The organism is Pseudomonas sp. RIT-PI-o (assembly GCF_001297215.1).
Classification (GTDB): domain Bacteria; phylum Pseudomonadota; class Gammaproteobacteria; order Pseudomonadales; family Pseudomonadaceae; genus Aquipseudomonas; species Aquipseudomonas moraviensis_A.
Map to the genome: position 1 here is coordinate 72,228 of NZ_LHPA01000016.1, position 20,843 is coordinate 93,070.

The 20,843-nt window shown below is 59.0% G+C and carries 18 protein-coding genes; 8 read left to right on the forward strand and 10 right to left on the reverse strand.

Annotated elements, in window-relative coordinates; translation table 11 throughout:
* Window positions 1–152: 152 nt before the first annotated feature.
* Complete coding sequence (locus AEQ63_RS06325) at window positions 153–1,181, forward strand: Ldh family oxidoreductase (RefSeq protein ID WP_064362221.1); 1,029 nt, start codon at window positions 153–155, stop codon at window positions 1,179–1,181.
* Window positions 1,182–1,241: 60 nt separating this feature from the next.
* Here AEQ63_RS06325 and AEQ63_RS06330 read toward each other — a convergent pair whose 3' ends face one another.
* Window positions 1,242–1,559 carry a DUF883 family protein gene (locus AEQ63_RS06330; protein ID WP_042609889.1) on the reverse strand — a complete coding sequence of 106 codons (318 nt, stop codon included), beginning with the start codon at window positions 1,557–1,559 and terminating at the stop codon, window positions 1,242–1,244.
* Window positions 1,560–1,713: 154 nt separating this feature from the next.
* Between AEQ63_RS06330 and AEQ63_RS06335 the strand changes: the two genes are divergently transcribed.
* Complete coding sequence (locus tag AEQ63_RS06335; RefSeq protein WP_003224595.1) at window positions 1,714–1,968, forward strand: hypothetical protein; 255 nt, start codon at window positions 1,714–1,716, stop codon at window positions 1,966–1,968.
* Window positions 1,969–1,974: 6 nt separating this feature from the next.
* Here the strand turns inward: AEQ63_RS06335 and AEQ63_RS06340 are convergent, their stop codons facing one another.
* Window positions 1,975–2,889 (reverse strand): LysR family transcriptional regulator, encoded by a 915-nt coding sequence (locus AEQ63_RS06340; RefSeq protein ID WP_064362223.1) that lies wholly within the window; start codon window positions 2,887–2,889, stop codon window positions 1,975–1,977.
* An 84-nt stretch (window positions 2,890–2,973) separates the two neighbouring features.
* Here AEQ63_RS06340 and AEQ63_RS06345 point away from each other — a divergent pair, with 84 nt between their 5' ends.
* Window positions 2,974–3,897 (forward strand): carbon-nitrogen hydrolase family protein, encoded by a 924-nt coding sequence (locus tag AEQ63_RS06345; RefSeq protein ID WP_064362225.1) that lies wholly within the window; start codon window positions 2,974–2,976, stop codon window positions 3,895–3,897.
* Between the two features lie 132 nt (window positions 3,898–4,029).
* On the opposite strand, the gene AEQ63_RS06350 is transcribed toward AEQ63_RS06345, so the two are convergent.
* Window positions 4,030–4,503, reverse strand: a complete 474-nt coding sequence (locus AEQ63_RS06350) for an LEA type 2 family protein (protein ID WP_042609892.1) — start codon at window positions 4,501–4,503, stop codon at window positions 4,030–4,032.
* A 65-nt stretch (window positions 4,504–4,568) separates the two neighbouring features.
* Entirely contained in the window at window positions 4,569–6,035 is a 1,467-nt protein-coding gene (locus AEQ63_RS06355) for a nucleobase:cation symporter-2 family protein (RefSeq protein WP_064362228.1), read from the reverse strand.
* Between the two features lie 265 nt (window positions 6,036–6,300).
* On the opposite strand from AEQ63_RS06355, the gene zapE reads away from it, so the two are divergent.
* Together zapE and AEQ63_RS06365 are read left to right on the forward strand one after the other, a co-directional pair.
* Window positions 6,301–7,419 carry a cell division protein ZapE gene (zapE, locus tag AEQ63_RS06360; protein ID WP_064362230.1) on the forward strand — a complete coding sequence of 373 codons (1,119 nt, stop codon included), beginning with the start codon at window positions 6,301–6,303 and terminating at the stop codon, window positions 7,417–7,419.
* Window positions 7,420–7,434: 15 nt separating this feature from the next.
* A complete protein-coding gene (locus AEQ63_RS06365) occupies window positions 7,435–8,016 on the forward strand; it encodes a DinB family protein (RefSeq protein WP_064362231.1) in 582 nt (193 codons plus the stop codon).
* Between the two features lie 374 nt (window positions 8,017–8,390).
* Here AEQ63_RS06365 and AEQ63_RS06370 read toward each other — a convergent pair whose 3' ends face one another.
* The 5 genes from AEQ63_RS06370 to AEQ63_RS06390 form a co-directional block, all read right to left on the reverse strand.
* Window positions 8,391–8,600, reverse strand: coding sequence for a hypothetical protein (locus AEQ63_RS06370; protein WP_064362234.1), 210 nt, complete (start codon window positions 8,598–8,600; stop codon window positions 8,391–8,393).
* A gap of 242 nt (window positions 8,601–8,842) precedes the next feature.
* Window positions 8,843–9,304: a hypothetical protein gene (locus AEQ63_RS06375; RefSeq protein ID WP_064362236.1), complete on the reverse strand. Its 462-nt coding sequence runs from the start codon at window positions 9,302–9,304 to the stop codon at window positions 8,843–8,845.
* Between the two features lie 636 nt (window positions 9,305–9,940).
* The gene (locus AEQ63_RS28740; RefSeq protein ID WP_064362238.1) at window positions 9,941–13,174 is read right to left on the reverse strand and encodes a hypothetical protein; all 3,234 of its coding nucleotides are present in this window, start codon (window positions 13,172–13,174) and stop codon (window positions 9,941–9,943) included.
* 253 nt (window positions 13,175–13,427) lie between these two features.
* Window positions 13,428–15,176 carry a phosphoethanolamine transferase CptA gene (locus AEQ63_RS06385; RefSeq protein WP_064362240.1) on the reverse strand — a complete coding sequence of 583 codons (1,749 nt, stop codon included), beginning with the start codon at window positions 15,174–15,176 and terminating at the stop codon, window positions 13,428–13,430.
* Between the two features lie 210 nt (window positions 15,177–15,386).
* Window positions 15,387–15,569 carry a DUF6026 family protein gene (locus AEQ63_RS06390; RefSeq protein WP_042609898.1) on the reverse strand — a complete coding sequence of 61 codons (183 nt, stop codon included), beginning with the start codon at window positions 15,567–15,569 and terminating at the stop codon, window positions 15,387–15,389.
* A gap of 275 nt (window positions 15,570–15,844) precedes the next feature.
* On the opposite strand from AEQ63_RS06390, the gene gnd reads away from it, so the two are divergent.
* The 3 genes from gnd to AEQ63_RS06405 are packed head-to-tail and all read left to right on the forward strand — an operon-like array spanning window position 15,845 to window position 19,163.
* Window positions 15,845–16,825 carry a phosphogluconate dehydrogenase (NAD(+)-dependent, decarboxylating) gene (gene gnd / locus AEQ63_RS06395; RefSeq protein WP_064362242.1) on the forward strand — a complete coding sequence of 327 codons (981 nt, stop codon included), beginning with the start codon at window positions 15,845–15,847 and terminating at the stop codon, window positions 16,823–16,825.
* Window positions 16,822–18,345, forward strand: a complete 1,524-nt coding sequence (gene zwf / locus AEQ63_RS06400) for a glucose-6-phosphate dehydrogenase (protein WP_064362244.1) — start codon at window positions 16,822–16,824, stop codon at window positions 18,343–18,345. The genes gnd and zwf overlap by 4 nt, the downstream gene beginning before the upstream one ends.
* The gene (locus AEQ63_RS06405) at window positions 18,342–19,163 is read left to right on the forward strand and encodes a Cof-type HAD-IIB family hydrolase (RefSeq protein WP_064362246.1); all 822 of its coding nucleotides are present in this window, start codon (window positions 18,342–18,344) and stop codon (window positions 19,161–19,163) included. The genes zwf and AEQ63_RS06405 overlap by 4 nt, the downstream gene beginning before the upstream one ends.
* A gap of 123 nt (window positions 19,164–19,286) precedes the next feature.
* Here AEQ63_RS06405 and nhaB read toward each other — a convergent pair whose 3' ends face one another.
* Complete coding sequence (gene nhaB, locus AEQ63_RS06410; protein ID WP_042609902.1) at window positions 19,287–20,789, reverse strand: sodium/proton antiporter NhaB; 1,503 nt, start codon at window positions 20,787–20,789, stop codon at window positions 19,287–19,289.
* Between the last annotated feature and the right edge of the window lie 54 nt (window positions 20,790–20,843).

A 20,843-nucleotide genomic window follows, 5' to 3' on the forward strand; every position in this document is an offset into this window, starting at 1 on the left:
ACCGCACACGCCGGATCAAAAACGTGCAGCCGGCTCGGCCAGTGATCGCCGAGCGATCGAAGGGTTGACAGCCGACGGCTCTGGCGGAGTTAATCGGTGGGCAAATCGACCGTACGCTGTTGTTCCCTCCAATAATCATTCTGGAGCTTCAGATGTCTGCGCTACACGATCAGGGCTCGCCCACGTTATCCCTCGAAGCACTCACGCAATTGCTTGAAGCGATTTTCCTGCGCCACGGCACTTCCAGCGAAGTCGCCCGGGTGCTGGCGGCCAACTGTGCCGGCGCCGAGCGCGATGGCGCCCATAGTCATGGCGTATTCCGCATGCCCGGCTACGTCTCGACCCTGAAAAGCGGCTGGGTCAATGGTCAGGCAGTGCCGCAGGTCGAAGACGTCGCGCCCGGTTTTGTCCGGGTCGACGCCGGCAATGGTTTTGCCCAGCCCGCGCTGGCCGCTGCGCGAGCATTGCTGGTGGAAAAGGCGCGTCACGCCGGGATTGCAGTGTTGGCGATTCGTAACTCGCATCACTTCGCCGCGTTGTGGCCGGATGTCGAGCCGTTCGCCGACGAAGGTCTGGTGGCGCTGAGCGTGGTCAACAGCATGACCTGCGTTGTCCCGCATGGTGCCGACCGGCCGCTGTTCGGCACCAATCCGATCGCCTTTGCCGCGCCACGAGCCAATGCCGCCCCGATCGTTTTCGACCTGGCCACCAGTGCCATCGCCCATGGCGACGTGCAGATCGCTGCGCGCAAAGGCGAAAAACTCCCGGCCGGGATGGGCGTCGACAGCTTGGGTCAGCCCACCCAGGATCCCCGGGCGATTCTCGAAGGCGGTGCATTGCTGCCGTTTGGCGGGCACAAGGGTTCGGCGCTGTCGATGATGGTCGAGTTGCTGGCAGCGGCGTTGACCGGTGGCAATTTTTCCTTCGAGTTCGACTGGTCCAACCATCCCGGCGCAAAGACTCCGTGGACGGGGCAGTTATTGATTGTGATTGATCCGAGCAAAGCCGCGGGGCAGAGTTTTGCCCAGCGCAGCGAGGAACTGGTGCGACAGATGCACGGGGTCGGGCTCAAGCGGCTGCCGGGGGATCGGCGGCATTGGCAGCGCAGTCGGTCGATGCTGGAAGGGATTACCCTGGATGAGCAGACATTGGCGCAGTTGCGGGAATTGGCGGGGGAGTGAATTTATCCGCAGACATAAAAAAAGCGAACCGTAAGGTTCGCTTTTTTGTGGCGCTTGTACTCAGCGACGACCGAGCAGCAGGCCCACCACCAGGCCGAAACCGGCGGAGATCGCCACGGTCTGCCATGGGTGGCCGCCGATGTAGTTTTCGGTAGCTTCAACGGCGGGTTTGGTGCGGTCGCGCACGCTGGATACCGAGTCCAGCGCCTGCTGCAGTTTCTGGGCGATCTGGGCACGCAGCGTTTCCGCTTCTTCGCCGACCAGTGAAGCGCTGCTCTTGAGCAGTTTGTCCGATTCTTCGATCAGAGCCTGAAGCTCGCTGAAAGCTTGATCCTTGATTTGCTCTTCGGCAGCTTGCGAGGCGGTTTTACGGGCCATTGGGTGACTCCTTGCAGTTGAATGGACAGTGACCAATGGAGTGTAGCGGTCGACGAAAAGTTGCATGTCATTCGTACCGAAGGGAAAAACCTGCACCGGAGATTTCCGCCGAGCGTGTAAGATGTCGCCATTTTACGCAGCAGGATAAATCCCCATGAGTTTCAATCTGGCCGACAAATCCCTCGCAGAGCGCGCAGCGCTGGAAGATGAGAAATCCCGTCTGTTCGAACTTTGGCAGAACAATCTGGGCAAAGCCAAAGGCGAAGCCGCGCGTCTGTTTGGCGAGCGCTCCAAGCGCAAGGGCAAATGGGCCGAGTGGGTTCGCGCCGAACTGGACGGCATGTCGCCGCCGGAGTTCGCCAACATGGTGCGCAGCGAAGTCAATCGGCTGATGGCGGCGAACAAGTAAACCGCGTCACGCCTGGCCGAACTTCGCGGCAATCGCCTCGCGAACCTTCACCAGCACCGGATCGATCTGCGTGCTGGTGCGCCAGCCCAGTTCGATCGGATAGCGCGGCAAGGCCAAGGGGCAGGGCAGCAATGCCAGCCCGCTCAGTCCCGCGATGCTCGCCGCGGCGTGGGCCGGAATGGTCGCCACCGCCTGACTGCCCTTGAGCAGAAAGGGCAGCGCGGCAAAATGCGTGGTCGAGGCGCAGACCCGGCGGCTCAATCCCACGGCCGCCAAGCCTTCATCAGTGATGCCGATAAAGCCACCCGATGACACCAGAATGTGCTCGCGGGCGACGAACTCCTGCAACTCGATCTGCTGCTGGCCCGGCGCGAGACTGTCGGGATCGACCAGGCACGCGTAGCCACCTTCCGCCAATACCTGACGACTGAGCAGACGCTCGGCAAACCCGCCGGCGGTGATTGCCAGGTCAATGCTGCGTTCCATCAACGCACGGGCGACGATCTGGCTGTGGGTCTGGCGAAAGATCAGCCGCAGTTTCGGTGCGCGACGAGCGATTTCCTCGATCAAGCGGCGCCCGTAGGCAATTTCAAAATCATCTGACAGACCGATCGCCACCGAGCGCCCGTCATAGTGGTTGGCCGCCGGATCGAGCATGGCCAGGCTCTGTCGGCATTTGTTCAGCGCATCGCTGATCACCGGTTTCAACTGGTTGGCCTGGAGGGTTGGCGCCAGACCGCGTCCGGTGCGCACGAACAACTGATCGCCATAGACCTCGCGCAAGCGGCGCAGCGCGGCACTTACCGCCGATTGCGTGACGCCAAGGCGCAGGGCGGCGCGGCTGGCGCTGGATTCTTCGTGCAGCGCTTCAAAGACTTTCAGCAGGTTGAGGTCGACGTCGGCGATATTCATTTGGCTCATATCAATCAGCAGCGGACAGGGCTTTATTCATGATCGCGTGACGCTGGAGAATCGGCAACACCTGAACCTGATGGAGTAAACAGCATGCCCAAATCGATTGTTGCCGCGCTGCAGATCGGCGCCTTGCCCGGTGGCAAAGGCGAAACCCTCGAACAAATCCTTGGCTGGGAGAACGCGATCATCGAATCCGGCGCGGCGCTGGTGGTGATGCCCGAAGCCTTGCTCGGAGGCTATCCGAAAGGCGAGGGTTTCGGCACGCAGCTGGGCTATCGCTTACCTGAAGGGCGTGAGGCCTTCGCACGTTATTTTGCCAACGCCATCGATGTGCCCGGTGCCGAAACCGAGGCGCTGGCCGGATTGTCGGCGCGCACCGGGGCCAATCTGGTGATCGGTGTCATCGAGCGCGCGGGCAGCACTCTATATTGCACGGTGCTGTATTTCGACCCGCAGGCAGGGTTGATCGGCAAGCACCGCAAACTAATGCCCACCGGCACCGAGCGGCTGATCTGGGGCAAGGGTGATGGCTCGACCTTGCCGGTGTTCGACACCCAGGTCGGCAAACTCGGCGCAGTGGTGTGCTGGGAAAACATGATGCCGCTGCTGCGCACGGCGATGTATGCCAAAGGCGTCGAAGTCTGGTGCGCACCCACCGTGGACGAGCGTGAGATGTGGCAGGTCAGCATGCGCCACATCGCCCACGAAGGCCGTTGCTTTGTGGTCAGCGCTTGTCAGGTGCAGGCCTCGCCGAATGAGTTGGGCGTCGAGATTGCCAACTGGCCGAATGATCGGCCGTTGATCGCCGGCGGCAGCGTGATCGTCGGACCGATGGGCGATGTGCTGGCAGGACCGTTGCGTGGCGAGGCAGGGTTGCTTACGGCGGAGATCGACACGGATGAGCTGATCCGTGCGCGGTATGACTACGACGTGGTGGGCCACTATGCGCGGCCGGATGTGTTTGAGTTGACCGTCGATGAACGCGCGAAGCCGGGGGTGCGGTTCAACACATAACCCCGGACTGGCAAAAATCCCTTTTAGGAGTGAGCCTGCTCGCGATAGCGGTGTGTCAGGCAATGCATGTTTATCTGACAGACCGCTATCGCGAGCAGGCTCACTCCTACAAAGGGGCTGTGTAGCGGCTGACTACCAGGTCGCAGCACTCGCTTTGGGCAGACTCAACTTGCCGCTGTCGGTAAAGCGCATCGTGCCAAACACCCCGCCGGCCAGTTTGCCGCGCAGCACGTAGGGCAAGTTATCGAGGCTTTGCGTCTGGCTCAGGCCGAGGGTCTGGCGCAGGAACGAGAACGCCGAGACGCTGACCGGCACCGTGACAATCGCTTCAGAGAAACGCGGGATCGAACCGCTCTGATCGCTCACACCGGAAGCCAACGAATGACCATTGACCTCCAGATCCAGGGCGATGCCGTTGTAGTCGATCGCCGTCTCATTGGGATTTTGCACCCGCAGCTTGATGGCGAAGCGCACTTCCAGTTCCTGGCTCGGCAACGGTTCGAGGCCGACCACGTTGATGTTCACCGGATCGCGGTGAGGAAACAGCGCGCAGGCACTGAGCGACAGCAGCAGGAGCGACAGGATGACGGCGTGGACGCGGCGCATAAAAATCTCTCGACAAAAAAGGGCTGAACCGTTGCCGGTGCAGCCCTTTTTTTCAAGGCTCGACGTCAGCGGTTCAATTGTGCGACAGCCGCCGGTTGACCGGGTTCAGCTTTGGCGGCGACGTCGGGGTTTTCCATGACCTGCAGAATCGATGCTTCCGGATCGAAATCGTCCTCTTCCAGCTCAATGAATTCTTCCGGCAGAAAGATGTTCAGCACGATAGCGCACAAGGCGCCGACGGTGATCGGCGATTCGAAGATGTTGCGCAGCGCTTGCGGCAGCTCGCGCAGCACTTCCGGTACGGCGGCGATGCCAAGGCCCATGCCCAGCGAAATCGCCACAATCAACATGTTGCGTCGATGCAGGCCGGCCTCGGCGAGGATCTTGATCCCGGCCACGGCGACGGTGCCGAACATCACCAGCTCAGCGCCGCCGAGTACCGGTTTTGGCATCAGTTGCAGCACCGCGCCGATCATCGGGAACAAACCGAGCAACACCAGCAGGCCGGCGATGAAAAACGCCACGTACCGGCTGGCCACGCCGGTCAACTGGATCACGCCGTTGTTCTGCGCGAAGGTCACCATCGGCATGCTGTTGAACACCGCCGCCATGGCCGAGTTGAGACCGTCAGCGAGCAGGCCGGATTTGATCCGGCGGATGTACAACGGGCCTTTGACCGGTTGCCGCGAGATCATCGAGTTGGCGGTCAGGTCGCCGGCCGCCTCCAGCGGAGATACCAGGAAAATCACCGCCACCGGCACGAACGCCACCCAATCGAAGTTGAAACCGTACTTGAACGGCACCGGCACGCTGACCAGCGGCACTTCGGGCATCGCAGCGAAATCCACCGTGCCTATCAGCCAGGCCACCACGTAGCCAAGGGTCAGGCCGATGACGATCGCGCCCAGGCGCAGAAAGGGCACGTCGACGCGGTTCAGGACGACGATAGTGCCGATCACCAACGCTGCGAGAAAGATATGGCTGGCCGCGCCCAGATCCGGCGCGCCGAAACCGCCGGCGATATCAGTCATTGCCACTTTGATCAGCGACAGGCCCATCAGGGTGATGATCGTGCCGGTCACCACCGGAGTGATCAGCATGCGCAGCTTGCCGATGAACTGGCTGAGTACCACTTCGATGAACGCGGCGAAAAAGCACACACCGAAGATCGTCGACAGGATTTCATCAGTGCCGCCGCCGCGCGCCTTGACCATGAAACCGGCGCTGAGAATCACACTGATAAAGGAAAAACTGGTGCCTTGCAGACACAGCAGACCCGAACCGACCGGGCCGAATCGCTTGGCCTGGACGAAAGTGCCGAGCCCGGAAACGAACAGCGCCATGCTGATCAGGTAAGGGATTTCACTGTGCAGACCGAGGGCGCCGCCCATGATCAGGGTCGGGGTGATGATGCCGACGAAGCTCGCCAGTACGTGTTGCAGCGCGGCGAACACGGTGGCGGTCAGGTGCGGACGGTCGTTTAGGCCGTAGATCAGGTCGTTGTTGCGCGGGGCTTTATCGGAGGCGGTCATGGTCAGGTGCGCGCCGCGAGGCGGGGCCGGGTCAGAAAATGGGTGCGCAGAATGCCGCAAGCGGACGGCGAGGGCAACGAGCAATAACTGCCTGAAAGGTCAGGTTTTACTGCTCTGTGGGAGCGAGCCTGCTCGCGAAAGCGGTGTATCAGTGAATATTTGTATCGGCTGACACGACGCCTTCGCGAGCAGGCTCGCTCCCACATGCGGATCATTCACGTGCCTCGACCAGCAATGGAAAACCGCCCATGGCATACTCCCGCGCATGACTTTCGACTCCCCCCTCAGTGCCTGGCAATACGCCGTTGACCACAAGGGTTTCATCCAGGATGAAGCCCAGGAACACGCAGTCTGGGCCTTGCAGAAATGCCACGAAGCCTTGCACGCCGGTGCCCGTTCGGTCAGTGGCGTGTACCTGTGGGGGCCGGTCGGGCGCGGCAAGACCTGGCTGATGGATCAGTTCTATCAGACCCTGCGCGTGCCGGCCCGGCGTCAGCACTTTCATCACTTCATGGGCTGGGTGCATCAGCGTTCTTTTCAACTGAGCGGCATCGCCGATCCGCTGCGTGCCCTGGCCAAAGAATTGGCTGGCGAAGTGCGCGTTCTGTGTTTCGATGAACTGTTCGTCAATGACATCGGCGACGCGATCATTCTCGGGCGCTTGTTCCAGGTGATGTTCGACGAAGGCGTGGTGATCGTTTGCACGTCCAATCTACCGCCGGATGATCTGTACGCCGACGGCTTCAACCGCGATCGCTTCACCCCGGCGATTACGGCGATCAAAGCGCATATGCAGGTGGTGGCGGTGAATGGCGCCGAGGATCATCGCCTGCATCCGGGGGCGATCGAACAGCGCTATTTTGTCAGCGCAACCGATTCGCCGAGTGCGCTGGATGGCGTGTTCAAATCACTGGTTTCCAGTGAAATCTGCAGTGAAGAGCCTGTCGCCGTGGGTCATCGCATGCTGAACGTGGTGCAGGCCAGCGAATCCGTGCTGTGGTGCCGTTACCGTGATCTGTGCGAACAACCTTTCGCCGCCATGGACTTCATCGCGCTGTGTGATCGCTACCGGGCTATTCTGTTGAGCGAAGTGCCGAATCTGAGCGCGCAGAAACGTGAGGGGCGCATCGCGCGCGGCACCGAAGATGGCGCGCAACGTGTGGTGGCCGGCGACCGCGAGCTGCCACAGTTGTCGGTGCATGACGACGGCGTACGGCGTTTTATCGCGCTGGTCGACGAATGCTACGACCGCAAAGTGCCGCTGTACGTCGAGGCCAGCGTGCCGATGGACGCGCTGTACACCGAGGGCTATCTGGAATTCCCGTTCCGTCGCACCCTCAGCCGCTTGCAGGAGATGCAGTTGCAGCGTTACGCCGAAGCTTGAAAGGAGGGCGCCGACATGAGCCAACCGCTGTCCCATCATTTGCTGACCATGGCCTACCAGAACGCCTGGGCCAATCATCGCCTGGCCAAGGCCTGGAGCCAGCTCGACGCGGCGGACCTGGCTGCGCCAAGAGTGAGTTTCTTTCCCGGCATCCGCCTGACCCTCAACCACATCCTCACTTGCGACTGGTTCTACGTCGACGCGCTGGAGCGCGAATTGCGTGGTGACGAGCCGCACCCGGATTGCTACGTGTTCTTCAACGAAAACGAGCCGCTTACCGACGCCACCGCGCTGCGTGAAGAACAGGCTCGAGTCGACCGTCGGCTGATCGCTTATTGCGAACAACTGCGCGATGCCGATCTGCCGCGAATCGTCACCATCGCACGCGAAACACCGCAACACGACAGCCGCTTGCGCATGCTTTCGCACCTGTTCGAACACCAGATCCACCATCGCGGGCAGGTGCATGCGATGCTCAGCGGCACGACCGTCAAGCCACCGCAGCTGGATGAGTTTTTCTGTGTCGGCGAAAGGGCATTGCGTGCCGAAGACTTCGCTGAACTGGGCTGGACTGAAGAGTTGATTTGGGGCCACTGACCGCAAAAGATCGCAGCCTCGTTGCACTCGTCAGCTCCTACAAATAACCCTGTGCAGGTTCTGGATAAAGGCTTTGCAAGCCTGAAAAGCCCCTCACCCTAACCCTCTCCCAGAGGGAGAGGGGACTGACCGAGTCGAATTTACGAAATACGCCGACCTGAACCATTGGGGTTGAATTCAGGATTTGAATTGCACGCGAATCAGCTCCCTCTCCCTCGGGAGAGGGCTGGGGTGAGGGGCGAATTCACCGCTGATCACGAGCCGGACACATATCCGCCTGACCATAAAAAAAGGCGCCCCAGGCAGGGCGCCTCAACTGTCATCTCCCGGGCCAGAGCGGAGCCACGGAAGGTCCATCGGTTGCTCGGTAAAACTCAGTCGCGATAAGCCTCGGTCACCTGCGCCGTCTGGTCAGCGGGCACGCGAATTTCTTTCGCATTGGCGTCGCTCTTCTGCTCGCTCTGAGCGTGCTGGACCGGGAAATTGTCGTAGTAATAACGCATGCGCTCAGCGCCGCCTTCGGCGAAGACGCTGGCGGAACCCAAGGCAAACAGCCCGGCAAGCATTGCGGTAGTGATTTTCATGGTGCCTCCTACTGAACAAGTGGAGCCGTTCATCCATGAAGCAGATCTCGGAAGAGAGTCTGGGAGGCCTGAATTAACGCGGGGTTAACGCTCGTTCAGTGAAGGTTTTGCAGCGTGTTGCAGGGGCATTGCTGTCGGACGCGGCGCGCATTAAGCCAAGGCGCGCCGCGTCCGATTGGGCGGAGGGCAGAGCTTCCGGTGACGATCCATTGTGTCACACCTGCCTCCTTCAGCAGTGCTGCTTACTGGACTCCAGATTTGAAGATGGTTATTGAATTAAGGTCAAAGTTTGCGGTGTAATCCGGATCGGTATTGGGCTTATATAGTTGAATTAACGTTATTTCTGTTTCAGCGATAAAAGGCACTCGCAGAGAGCCCCAGGCTGGTCTGTCAATTACATCAATAAACAAGTCCTCTCCCGCTGCGAAATATTGAATTCCAGCGGGACCTCTACCATCAACAACTGAAGCTCTCGCTACAACTTCAAGTTCGTACCTGCAATTTGGCTCAGTGGTGATTTCTTTTTGTAGGTAAGTTCCTGAAAGCTGTTGATTCTCCGTCATATTGCTAAATATATAAAAACCGCCATCAGCGCCTACAAACTCAAATTGCGCTCCCGCTGGCCCTGACTCCCAGCCATTGTAGGTCTTGTCGTTGAAGTCTGTGAGGTCGATAATTGTTTCTGAGACTGAATTGGTGGGCATGATTAAAACTCCGTTCGTTGGAGTTAGTATTAAAGAACTTTTGTTTTGATTGCGCACCTGTCAGATCTGACAGGTGCGGGCTGGAATCCGACGTGCGGTAGGGCTGGGGTAGAGTTTCAGGCTCGGTCAGTCTTTGTGTTCGGGATAAAACACTGGCTGACCATTGCCGCGAGCCGATGTTCGTGTGTGGCGGAGGGGCGAGGTGAACACGTGTTGAAATACCGGCACCAATTCACTTGGTGTTCCAAATGTCACGCACACAGCCACCAACGAGCGGAGCGTTAGAAAAGGAGTATGCAGGCATAGCGATGCGAGCCTAGGATCTCCAACCCGTCAAACCTATCTCGAATGAGTCGTGAAAGGGTCGCGAGGATTGGGGGTGAGGGCAGGGCAGCCAACCGCTGCAGTCTGCCGGAGTTTGACTGGATTCTTTGTAGAAAGCGATGCTATGCGCGTTGACAGTCTTCCAGGTTTCTCCAAGCAAAAAGATCGTAGCCTGTGATAGTTCCTACAATGAATTTTTTAGAAACTACCTAAGGCTGCGATCTTTCAATAAAAAATGTAGTCACTCCGCTTTTAATTATTGATTAGGAAAAACTCAATTTAACCAAAATTAAATTTGAATTTTTTAATTGGTTATAGGAGTTCCTTCACTGCTATGTCGTCCAGGCACAGCGGTACGATTTTATTATCTGGGTGAGAATGATAACAACCTATTACCATTGGTGTTTCCTGGTTGGTGGTGGTGCTTGTGTATGTACCTGTAGCCGTCGTCCAGTCGGCTGGCTGAATGTTGTTTTTTGAAATGATAATCTTATTGTTAATTTTTACTTCTAGGTTGCCGGCGGCTGCATTGGGAACGGCAAGGTATTTGTATTTTATGCTTACTTGATAAGTGACGTTGCGCTTTAATACCTTGAATGATCGTTTGATTCCCACCCTCTCATGTGGCGGTGAACCAGTTGAGAATAGTTTCGCTTGCCAATACATGTTAGGCGCGGCGACCACTCCTCCAGAACCCAGCGGAAAATTTTCCCAACCATTCCACTTATAATTAGTAAAGTTTGTAAAGTGATAAAAAATGTCAAGCACTGTAAAATTTCTCGGTTCTGACACCGCGCCTGAACCATACAGAGCCTGTACGGAAATGCTGTGCTCCGCTTTAGCCAGGCCAGTTACAGACTTCTCCCAAATACCTGTTTTGGCATCGGCCATCGCTTGACCTTTGGAGTTACCCCAGTCGAAGATTTCGACTTTCTGGCCTATGGCAGCGACACCACTGAGGATTACGCTGGTTTCCCCTGTGTAATGGCCCGGTGGTATTTCGGTACCGCTGGCTGAGCCTTTGACCGAATCAATGGTCGGTACAACCTCCTGGACGGTTTTGACGGTATACATCCTCACCGGGAAACCCACCGCCATGTCAACATTCGCCACCTTGTCATAGTTCAACTTGAATGTAATCTTAAGCGGGCTTCCATCCTCAAGCTCCCGCAATAACGCAACCTGCGCCGCCGTCACCAACCCCTCCGCCTGTTGATGCGCTTCACCAGCCCAAAACACTTTCTCTACAGCCTCACCATTCTTGTCAGTCCCGTTGTAGCAAAGCCAAATGCACTGGCCCACAGCCTGCAACATCCATTTCTCGATCCGCAGTTGCGCACCTTCCTCCAGCCGTGTCACATCCAGCTCATCGCCCACCGCACCATCAATGGCTGGCGTCGGCAGATTCTTATCGCCATCAGCAATCGGCAACACAGTCAGAGATAATTCCTCCGAGTCCTGTGGCACCCCGTTGCGAATGACGGTGTAAATTACCCCCACATTTTTACCCAGGTTGAAGGCAACCACTGAATTGGGCAGGGGAATTTCCTTGTCTGCTTGCTCGGTGATCTCGATTGGGTCGGTTGTTACGCTGCCCTCACCGGGTGTGCCGCTCCAGGTCACAGTGACTTGGGTACCGATCATGTTTGAATAGGCCGCAATCACAGCCGTCAGGGTGTCTCGGGCCGCGAACGGATCGAGAGTGTTGTGGTCGGCTTCCTTGATGCTGGGCTCTTTCAGATCCAGCGCCACCCCAATCCGCAGTACCAACTCCCGCGAATACCCCAACGTTTCCCCCGCCCGCTGAACGCTGTAGTCCGCCGTCACTGTGCCGTCACGGTTGGCCGTGACGTACTGTTTCGGCACTGTCACCCGCACGGGCTTGCCGGCGGTGGCGGGGATCAAGTCGATATGGTCGCTGAAGCTGCCGCCGCTGGCCGAACCCTTCCAGTAGAAGTTGAACCGGTCTTTGTCCAGGGTCTCGGTGTGGGTCAGGACCATAGTTGCGCCGGTCGGCGGCACTTCGTCCGGATTCAGCACGTCGTTCTCGTCTGCTTCTTCGACTTCCGGGCGATCAAAGGTCGGCATCGGCACGCCCACCTGCATGATGAACGGCAGTGATTCGCGCACGCTGAGCAGGGCGGTTTCGCTGTTGGTGATCACGTAGTAGACCTTGACGCTCAGCCCCTTGAAACGCTGGATATTGGCGTTGTCTACGCTGCGCTCTACCGGGTCATTTTCCGGAACGCTGCCAACCGGGCGCGGGTCCTCGTAGTAAACGGTGTCGCCGCCGGGCGCCTTCGCCTCCCAGATCAGGTTCAGATCATCATTGCGGTTGCGGCCGGCGTACCAGGGAATCGTCACGGTTGCCCACTGCGTGTCGACGGGCAACGTTCCGCCAGGCGCCTCATTAACGGTAGGCGCGCGCAGTTGGCTGATGTCGCCCACAACGTTGACGCTGGCGTTTCTCGAAGGGCGGTCGGCTTCATTGTCACGGCGCCGGACAAAGCCCACCGATGCACTGCCCTTGGCGATGGCGCGCACGGCCGCGTTCGGGATGCTGAACTCGAGATGAAAGTCCACGAACTGCACCGGCATCGATAAGGGGCCGACGATAATTTGCGGGCCTTGGGCAGGGGTGCCGATCCAGGTCAGTAGCACTCCATCGCCCACGTTGAAGTCGGCATCTGGTGTGGATACGTGCACTTTGACGTCGTCGTCACCCAGTTCGTCGAGATCCACACGAGTGGTCGGCTGGCCTTTGACCAGCACCAGCGGTGGCTTCAGTCGGTCACCGTTCATATCCACCAGCACCGACTGTACCGCCGACCAGGGCGCGCGTTCATCCGGATAGTTGCCGCAACGGTCGACCACCTGATAAGCCACGGCCACGGCAGGTCCATCGCCGGCGGCCTGGATCAGGTCGTAATCGAAGGTGATGTCGATCGGTTTTTTCAACGGATCCAGCGCTTGCTCCTCGGTAACGAGATGAACCTTTTTCTGGCTGCCCCAACGGGCGTGGATGCGGTCGAATTTGGTCAGGTTGCGATAGCGGACGATGCTCATCGTCACCACGTCTTTGTCTGTAAAACGATCGTCGATTTCGTAGCGATCGAGGGAGAAATTGAGGTCGGAGTGGCCGTCCTCTTCAGCATTGTCGTCGTATTCACCGGGACGGGTGAGTTTGACCAATAGCTTCAGCCGGGGAGTGGACTCTTCGACGGGATGGTTCTTGCCGGAAATCCTGTAGAACACGTCGATGACGTCCCCATCGACCACAAACCCCTTGGGCAGGGTGAACGTCACATCACGATTGAGCTCGGACTCGTGTTCGAGCGTCTTGCTCCACACCTCATCGTCCTTGTTGTTCCAGAAAAAATCGACCCGCTGCTGGAGTTTCATTTCAATCCAGGCGGGGATGACCACTTGCAAACCATTTTCTACAGCACGAATGGGGATACCGCCGTCATAGCCATCCTTAGGGTCAAGGGTTGTCAGGGCAGGAAAGTAAATCGGCTTCAGGGCATCAGGTGATGGATCGGACATGGCGCGCGCTCCGTTCGGTTAGTCAACGGAATGATTGAAAGCGCATTGGCGTGATTGCACACCTGTCAAACCTGACAGGTGCGAGCTGAAATCCGACGTACGGTACAGCGTTCAAGCGATGTCATCGCTCTCGAGTTCCATGGTTCCAGGCCCTTGAACAAAAAAAGCCCTGCATCTTTCGACACAGAGCTTTTCAAGGGATCAGGCCGGGAGATCTTCAATGACTCTCGTGCCTGCAGTTCCCGACGCGATGTTACCGCTCCACCGCGTCCGCGATAGTCGTTTCGGGTTTCTTCGGCTTCATCAAACTGAAGTCAATCAACGCGCGTTTCGCCGTCTGGTACGGATCGCCAATCAACAGCTTGCGCGGCACGAAGCTGTCGCTGACCAGGCTCTTGCTGCGATCCAGTTCATCTGAGCTTAACCCGGCCAGATCGGCCCAGGTGTGGATGAACTGCGAGCTGCTGTACGGGCGGCTGAGGTCGCCGGCGAAGTTCCAGTCGTGGTTTTCCTTCCACTTTGGCGAGGCCCAGGCCATGAACGGGATGGTGTACATCGGCGCGGTCGGTTTGTTTTCGTTGCGGCCCAGGGTGCTGTGGCCAGCCGAGTCGAAGACGTCTTCGCCGTGGTCGGAGAGGTACAGCAAGAAGCCGTTCGGATCGGATTTGGCGTAATCCTTGATCAGGCTCGACACCACGAAGTCGTTGTACAGCACGGCGTTGTCGTAGCTGTTGTAGGTCGGCAGTTGATCGTCACGCACGCCGGCGGGTACGCCCTGGCGATCGTGAAACTTGTCGAAAGTTGGCGGATAGCGGTACTGGTAGCTCATGTGCGTGCCGAGCAGGTGCACGACGATCAGCTTGCGGGGCGCCGCATCGGCCAGCGCCTTGTTGAACGGCTCGATGACGTCGCCGTCGTACTGCGCGGCGTTCTGGTTGCGGTTGTTGTTCAGGTACACCTGTTCGTCGGCCTGTTCGGAGAAGGTCGTGAGCATGGTGTTGCGCTTGGTCATGGTCTGCTGGTTGGTGATCCAGAAGGTCTTGTAGCCCGCCTGTTTCATCACGCTGACCAGCGATGGCGTCGACAGGTACAGATCCGGATTCTGCTCATCGGCGAAGGTCAGCACCTGCTGCAACGCTTCGATGGTGTAGGGGCGCGGGGTGATGACGTTGTCGAAGATCGCCAGTTGATCCTTGAGCTTGTCCAGTTCCGGCGTGGTGGTGCGCGGATAACCGTAGAGACTCATGCGCTGACGGTTGGTCGATTCACCGATGACCAGCACCAGGGTCGCCGGCTGCCCGGCCGAGGCGTCCTTGAGGTTTTTCAGCGGCGGGATCTGGCTCGCGCTGTCGAGCATGCCCTGCATGTCGGCGAGGGTTTCCTGATAGCGGTGATACGCCACGGCCATCTGCCATGGCACCGCTGGCTCGATGCGGGTTTCGAATTTCTCGAAGCCTTGGGCGAAGGTGCCCATGCGCAGGGTTTGCTTGACCAGCGGGTAGCCGACCACGGCGATCACGATTGCCGTCGCCGCTACCAGCGCGCGACCACGCGGCATGTACACCGGGCGCAGGCGCGTCCACAAAAAGTAAGCGAAGGCGGTATGGGCGAGGAACGCCGGGATCATCCACCAGGCGAAATACTGCGTCATGTACTCGCCGGCTTCCGACACGTTCGACTCGAACATGATGAAGATGACGCTCTGCGAGAATTCCTGCTGATAGATGAAGAAGTAACCGAGGCTGGCCATCGAGCAGGCCCACAGCACCACGCCGATGATCGCCGCGAGCAGGCGAGTCTGTCTGGGGAACAGCAACATCGGCGCCAGCCACAGCGCGCTCATCACGAAGGCCTGACGGAATCCGGTGAAGCCGGATGTGCCGGTCAGCTGGATCAGCAGTTGGGTGATACCCGAGAAGTACCAGAAGAAAACGAACAGCCAGATGAATCCGGCCCAGTCGAAACCGGTCGCAGTCGTTTTGCTGCGTTTGAACAATGCCATTCAGCGCTCCAGCTCAATCATCAAACCCACGCCGGAAAGCTTCCATGACACCGACGAACAGAGGCCGTACACGCAGGTACGGCCAGAATGGGGCGGAGTATCCCCAAGGCAATGTGAAAGATTTGTTAAGCGCCGCTTAAATCTGGCATCAAGCGGTCAGAGGTGCAGTGTGTCGGGAACGACGGGCGCCGCTCCCGAAGCAGGCGGGGGTCAGGCGTGGCGCGCGCGCTGCACAACCGGGCGTGGTTGCGGCTGCGAGCCCTGGGTCAGTGCGCGCAATTGCGCCAATTCGTGCTTCAACAGGTCGCGCTCGTCTTTCAACTCGCGCAATTCGTCGCGACGGATCGTAACGTAGAGGGTTTGTGGCGGCATTGCTGTGTGTACTGTGCCCATTGCTCACCTCGCAAATGGCGTGCATCAACTGTAAGTCACTCCTCGTTCCGAGGCGCTTGACTTACTATCGGCGCCAATTTTGATTTCTTTTGCCCAAGAAGGGAACTTTTTTATTTTTCATGGTCGGTGTGTCTTCGGCAGGATTCGGGGCGTTATCACTCTGGATCGGGCACAATGCCCGGAAACTTCATCGCAACGCTCTGGACTAACCTCCATCAGTCGCGTTGGGCTATAACCAATGACACACATTTATTTGTAGTAAGGAGCATCAGCACATGCAACTCGGGATTATTGGACTGGGCCGCATGGGCGGCAATATTGCGCGACGTCTGATGCTCAACGGGCACACCACCGTTGTTTACGACCGCAATACCGCTTTCATCGATAACCTGGTCGCCGAGGGCTCCACCGGCGTCGCCGACTTGCCGGCCCTGGTCGCCGGCCTCGACAAGCCACGCGCTGTCTGGGTCATGTTGCCGGCCGGCGCGCCGACCGAAGACACCATCAACACCCTGAGCGAACTGCTCGAACCCGGCGATACCATCATCGACGGCGGCAACACCAACTATAAGGATGACATTCGTCGGGCCAAGACGCTCAACGAGAAAGGCCTGCACTACATCGACGTCGGTACCTCCGGCGGCGTCTGGGGCCTGGAACGCGGTTATTGCATGATGATCGGCGGCGACGCCGAAACCGTGCAGCGCCTCGACCCGCTGTTTGCCGCACTGGCGCCGGGCATGGGCGACATCCCGCGCACCAAGGATCGCAAGTCCGATGACCACCGCGCCGAGCACGGCTACATCCATGCCGGTCCTGCCGGTGCCGGGCACTTCGTCAAGATGATTCACAACGGCATCGAGTACGGCATGATGGCCGCGTTCGCCGAAGGCTTCGACATTCTCAAGACCAAATCCAGCGAACGTTTGCCGGAAGATCAGCGTTTCGACCTGAACGTGGCCGACATCGCGGAAGTCTGGCGTCGTGGCAGCGTGGTGTCTTCGTGGCTGCTCGACCTGACCGCCGATGCGCTGGCCAGCGATCCGAAGCTCGACGGCTTCTCCGGCTCGGTAGCCGACAGCGGCGAAGGCCAATGGACCATCGAGGCGGCGATGGAGCAAGCGGTGCCGGTGCCGGTGCTGTCCAACTCGCTGTTCTCCCGTTACCGCTCGCGCGGGCAGGGCACCTTCGGTGACAAGATCCTGTCGGCACAACGCTTCGGCTTCGGCGGCCACGTGGAGACAGCGAAAAAATGACCCGTACGATCCGCAGAAAATCCAAGGCAGAACCGGCACCACCGACCACGCTGTTTTTGTTCGGTGCCCACGGCGACCTGGTCAAGCGCTTGCTGATGCCGGCGCTGTACAACCTAAGTCGCGACGGCCTGCTCGACGACAATCTGCGGATCGTCGGCGTTGACCACAACGCCATTACCGATGAAGCCTTCGCGCAGAAGCTCGAAGACTTCATCCGTACCGAAGTGGCGGCGAAGGTCGGCAACGGCGATCAGATGCTTGATCCGGCCTTGTGGGCCAAGCTCGCCAAAGGTATCAGCTACGTCCAGGGCGACTTCCTGGACGACAGCACTTATTCAGCCCTGGCGGCGAAAATCGCCGACAGCGGCACCGGCAATGCGGTGTTCTACCTGGCCACCGCGCCGCGTTTCTTCAGTGAAGTGGTGCGCCGGCTCGGCAGCGCCGGTTTGCTTGAAGAAACTCCCGAAGCGTTCAGAAGGGTGGTGATCGAGAAGCCGTTCGGCTCCGATCTGCAGACCGCCGAAGCCTTGAACGCGTGCCTGCTCAAGGTCATGAGCGAGAAGCAGATCTACCGGATCGACCATTACCTGGGTAAGGAAACCGTGCAGAACATTCTCGTCAGCCGGTTCTCCAACAGCCTGTTCGAAGCGTTCTGGAACAACCATTACATCGACCACGTGCAGATCACGGCGGCGGAAACCGTCGGCGTCGAAACCCGTGGCAGTTTTTACGAACACACCGGCGCGTTGCGCGACATGGTGCCCAATCATCTGTTCCAGCTGCTCGCCATGGTGGCCATGGAACCGCCAGCTGCGTTTGGCGCCGATGCGGTGCGGGGTGAGAAGGCCAAGGTAGTGGGGGCGATTCGTCCCTGGACCACCGACGAAGCGCGAGCCAACTCGGTACGTGGCCAATACACGGCGGGCGAGCGCGACGGCAAGCCGTTGAACGGTTATCGCCAGGAAGCCAACGTCTCGCCCGACAGCAGCACCGAAACCTACGTGGCACTGAAGGTGATGATCGACAACTGGCGTTGGGTCGGCGTGCCGTTCTACCTGCGCACCGGCAAGCGCATGAGCGTGCGCGACACCGAGATCGTCATCTGCTTCAAACCGGCGCCGTATGCACAGTTCCGCGACACCGAAGTCGACGAGTTGCAGCCGACTTACCTGCGCATCCAGATCCAGCCGAATGAAGGCATGTGGTTCGACCTGCTGGCCAAGCGGCCGGGGCCGGCGCTGAACATGGCCAATATCGAGCTGGGTTTTGCCTACAAGGATTTCTTCGAGATGCAGCCTTCGACCGGTTATGAAACCTTGATCTACGACTGCCTGACCGGCGATCAGACGCTGTTCCAGCGTGCCGACAACATCGAGAACGGTTGGAGAGCCGTGCAGCCATTCCTTGATGCCTGGCAGCAGGACGCCAGCGTCGAGTTGTATGCGGCCGGCGACGATGGCCCGCAAGCAGCGGAAGATCTCCTGACTCGCGATGGCCGCGTCTGGCATGGTCTGGGATGAGTGACTTGACGAAACAACCCATCGGTTTTCTGCTCAGCGATATGGACGGCACCTTGTTGCTGCCGGATCACACGCTGAGCCAACGCACCATTGCCGCCGTGCGCTCATTGCGCGAGGCCGGCGTGCTGTTCAGCCTCGCCAGCGGGCGTCCACCCAAAGCCATGCTGCAGCAGATCGAAGCGCTGGGCGTTGATCTGCCGACAGCGGCATTCAATGGCGGCACCATCGTCAAACCGGACGGCACGCTGTTGGCCGCGCATTATTTGCCGGCCACCACGGCGCTGATCGCACTGGCACTGTTTGCCGATCAGCCGGACGTGGAAGTCTGGGTGTTCAGCGGCGGCGACTGGCTGCTCAAGGACCCGCACGGGCCGATGGTCCCGCGCGAACAGAGTGGCCTCGGCTATCCGCCGGTGGTGGTGGAGAGTTTTGAACCGTATCTGGAGCGGATCGACAAGATCGTCGCCACCAGCAATAACACTCAGTTGTTGATCGAACTGGAGGCGCAGCTGTTGCCGAAGGTCAACGGTATGGCCCAGGTGTCGCGCTCGCAACCGGTGTATCTCGACGTCACCGCGCTGGAGGCCAACAAGGGCACCGCGCTGACGGCGATTGCCGAATACCTCGGCGTGCCGCTGGAGCAAACGGCGGTCATCGGCGACGGCGGCAACGACCCGGCGATGTTCAAATGCGCCGGGTTGTCGATTGCCATGGGGCAGGCCGAAGAAGCGGTCAAGCGCCAGGCCGACGTCGTCACCGCATCCAACACCGAAGACGGCGTGGCGCAGGCGATCGAAAAGTACATTCTCCCGCACTGATTCACACAGAAAAAACTGTAGGAGTGAGCCTGCTCGCGATGGCGGCGTATCAGCAAACGAAATGGTGGCTGACACACCGCTATCGCGAGCAGGCTCACTCCTACATGGGGTTTGCAGTGTCAGTTACAGCCAGTAACTCACTGCATACCAGCCCAGCAAGCCCATCACCACGGTGTAGGGCAGGGCCATCCACACCATGCGCCCGTAGGACAAACGCACCAGCGGGGCGATCGCCGAGGTCAGCAGGAACAAAAATGCGGCCTGACCGTTCGGTGTCGCCACACTCGGCAGATTGGTCCCGGTGTTGATCGCAATCGCCAATGTCTCGAAATGCTCGCGACTCATGTGCCCGGCAAGAAATGCCTGTTTCACTTCGGTGATGTAAATGGTCGCGACAAATACGTTGTCGCTGATCGCCGAGAGCAGGCCGTTGGCGATAAACAACATCCCCGGCTGTTGATCCACCGGTAACGCCAGCACCCACTGGATCAGCGGGGCGAACAGTTGCTGATCATGAATCACCGCTACCACGGCAAAAAACACCACCAGCAGTGCGGTAAACGGCATTGCATCCTTGAACGCGCTGCCCAAGCGATGTTCGTCAGTGATCCCGCTGAACGCAGTAATCAAGACAATCACCATCAGACCGATGAGCCCGACTTCGGCGAGATGGAACGCCAGGCATCCAATCAGAATCAGCGCCGCCGCACCCTGCACCAATAGCGCGGCGGTTTGCCGGGGCGTACGTTCGGCATCGTCCTGGGCAGCATAGTTGGCCAGCACGGCGCGCACGTTATCCGGCAGCAGCGTGCCATATCCGAACCAGCGCAGTTTTTCCAGCAACACACAGGTCACAAGACCGGCCGCCAGCACCGGCAGCGATACCGGGGCGATCTTCTGGAAGAACTCGCCAAAATGCCAGCCCATCTCATGGCCGATCAGCAGGTTCTGCGGCTCGCCAACCAACGTGCAGACGCCACCGAGCGCTGTGCCGACTGCGCCGTGCATCAACAGACTGCGCAGGAAAGCGCGAAATTGATTGAGGTCTTCGTGGTGCAGCGTCGGCAGGTGGCGGTCGTCACTGAACTCGCTGTCCTGACGCGGATCATTGCCCGAGGCGACCCGGTGATAGACCGAATAAAAACCCACCGCCGCACTGATGATCACCGCCGTCACGGTCAACGCATCAAGAAACGCGGAGAGGAATGCCGATAAAAAGCAGAACATCAACGCCAGGATGGCTTTCGAGCGCACGCCCAGTAGCAGTCGCGAAAACAGAAACAGCAGCAGATCCTTCATGAAGTAAATACCGGCCACCATGAACATCAGCAGCAGGATCACCGGAAAGTTGTGCAGCAACTCGTCATACAGCGCTTGCGGCGTGGTCATCTTCAGCAACAGCGCTTCAATCAACAACAGACCGCCCGGCATCAACGGATAGCACTTGAGCGCCATGGCCAGGGTGAAGATGAACTCGATCACCAACAGCCAGCCCGCCGCGACCGGGCCGACGGTGAACAGCACCACGGCATTGAGAATGAGGAAACCGACAATGGTCGCCTTGTACCAGCGTGGCGACTGCCCTAAGAAGTTGTGCGCGAACGCCTGGGCCATTGAACCGGACATCGGCTGCTCCTTTTATTAAGAAGCGCGAAAGTTGCCGGATGTTTCAGGGAAGAT

Coding starts and splice junctions, on each gene's coding strand:
- AEQ63_RS06325 (WP_064362221.1), top strand. CDS start 153: ATGTCTGCGCTACACGATCAGGGCTCGCCCACGTTATCCCTCGAAGCA.
- AEQ63_RS06330 (WP_042609889.1), bottom strand. CDS start 1,559: ATGGCCCGTAAAACCGCCTCGCAAGCTGCCGAAGAGCAAATCAAGGAT.
- AEQ63_RS06335 (WP_003224595.1), top strand. CDS start 1,714: ATGAGTTTCAATCTGGCCGACAAATCCCTCGCAGAGCGCGCAGCGCTG.
- AEQ63_RS06340 (WP_064362223.1), bottom strand. CDS start 2,889: ATGAGCCAAATGAATATCGCCGACGTCGACCTCAACCTGCTGAAAGTC.
- AEQ63_RS06345 (WP_064362225.1), top strand. CDS start 2,974: ATGCCCAAATCGATTGTTGCCGCGCTGCAGATCGGCGCCTTGCCCGGT.
- AEQ63_RS06350 (WP_042609892.1), bottom strand. CDS start 4,503: ATGCGCCGCGTCCACGCCGTCATCCTGTCGCTCCTGCTGCTGTCGCTC.
- AEQ63_RS06355 (WP_064362228.1), bottom strand. CDS start 6,035: ATGACCGCCTCCGATAAAGCCCCGCGCAACAACGACCTGATCTACGGC.
- zapE (WP_064362230.1), top strand. CDS start 6,301: ATGACTTTCGACTCCCCCCTCAGTGCCTGGCAATACGCCGTTGACCAC.
- AEQ63_RS06365 (WP_064362231.1), top strand. CDS start 7,435: ATGAGCCAACCGCTGTCCCATCATTTGCTGACCATGGCCTACCAGAAC.
- AEQ63_RS06370 (WP_064362234.1), bottom strand. CDS start 8,600: ATGAAAATCACTACCGCAATGCTTGCCGGGCTGTTTGCCTTGGGTTCC.
- AEQ63_RS06375 (WP_064362236.1), bottom strand. CDS start 9,304: ATGCCCACCAATTCAGTCTCAGAAACAATTATCGACCTCACAGACTTC.
- AEQ63_RS28740 (WP_064362238.1), bottom strand. CDS start 13,174: ATGTCCGATCCATCACCTGATGCCCTGAAGCCGATTTACTTTCCTGCC.
- AEQ63_RS06385 (WP_064362240.1), bottom strand. CDS start 15,176: ATGGCATTGTTCAAACGCAGCAAAACGACTGCGACCGGTTTCGACTGG.
- AEQ63_RS06390 (WP_042609898.1), bottom strand. CDS start 15,569: ATGGGCACAGTACACACAGCAATGCCGCCACAAACCCTCTACGTTACG.
- gnd (WP_064362242.1), top strand. CDS start 15,845: ATGCAACTCGGGATTATTGGACTGGGCCGCATGGGCGGCAATATTGCG.
- zwf (WP_064362244.1), top strand. CDS start 16,822: ATGACCCGTACGATCCGCAGAAAATCCAAGGCAGAACCGGCACCACCG.
- AEQ63_RS06405 (WP_064362246.1), top strand. CDS start 18,342: ATGAGTGACTTGACGAAACAACCCATCGGTTTTCTGCTCAGCGATATG.
- nhaB (WP_042609902.1), bottom strand. CDS start 20,789: ATGTCCGGTTCAATGGCCCAGGCGTTCGCGCACAACTTCTTAGGGCAG.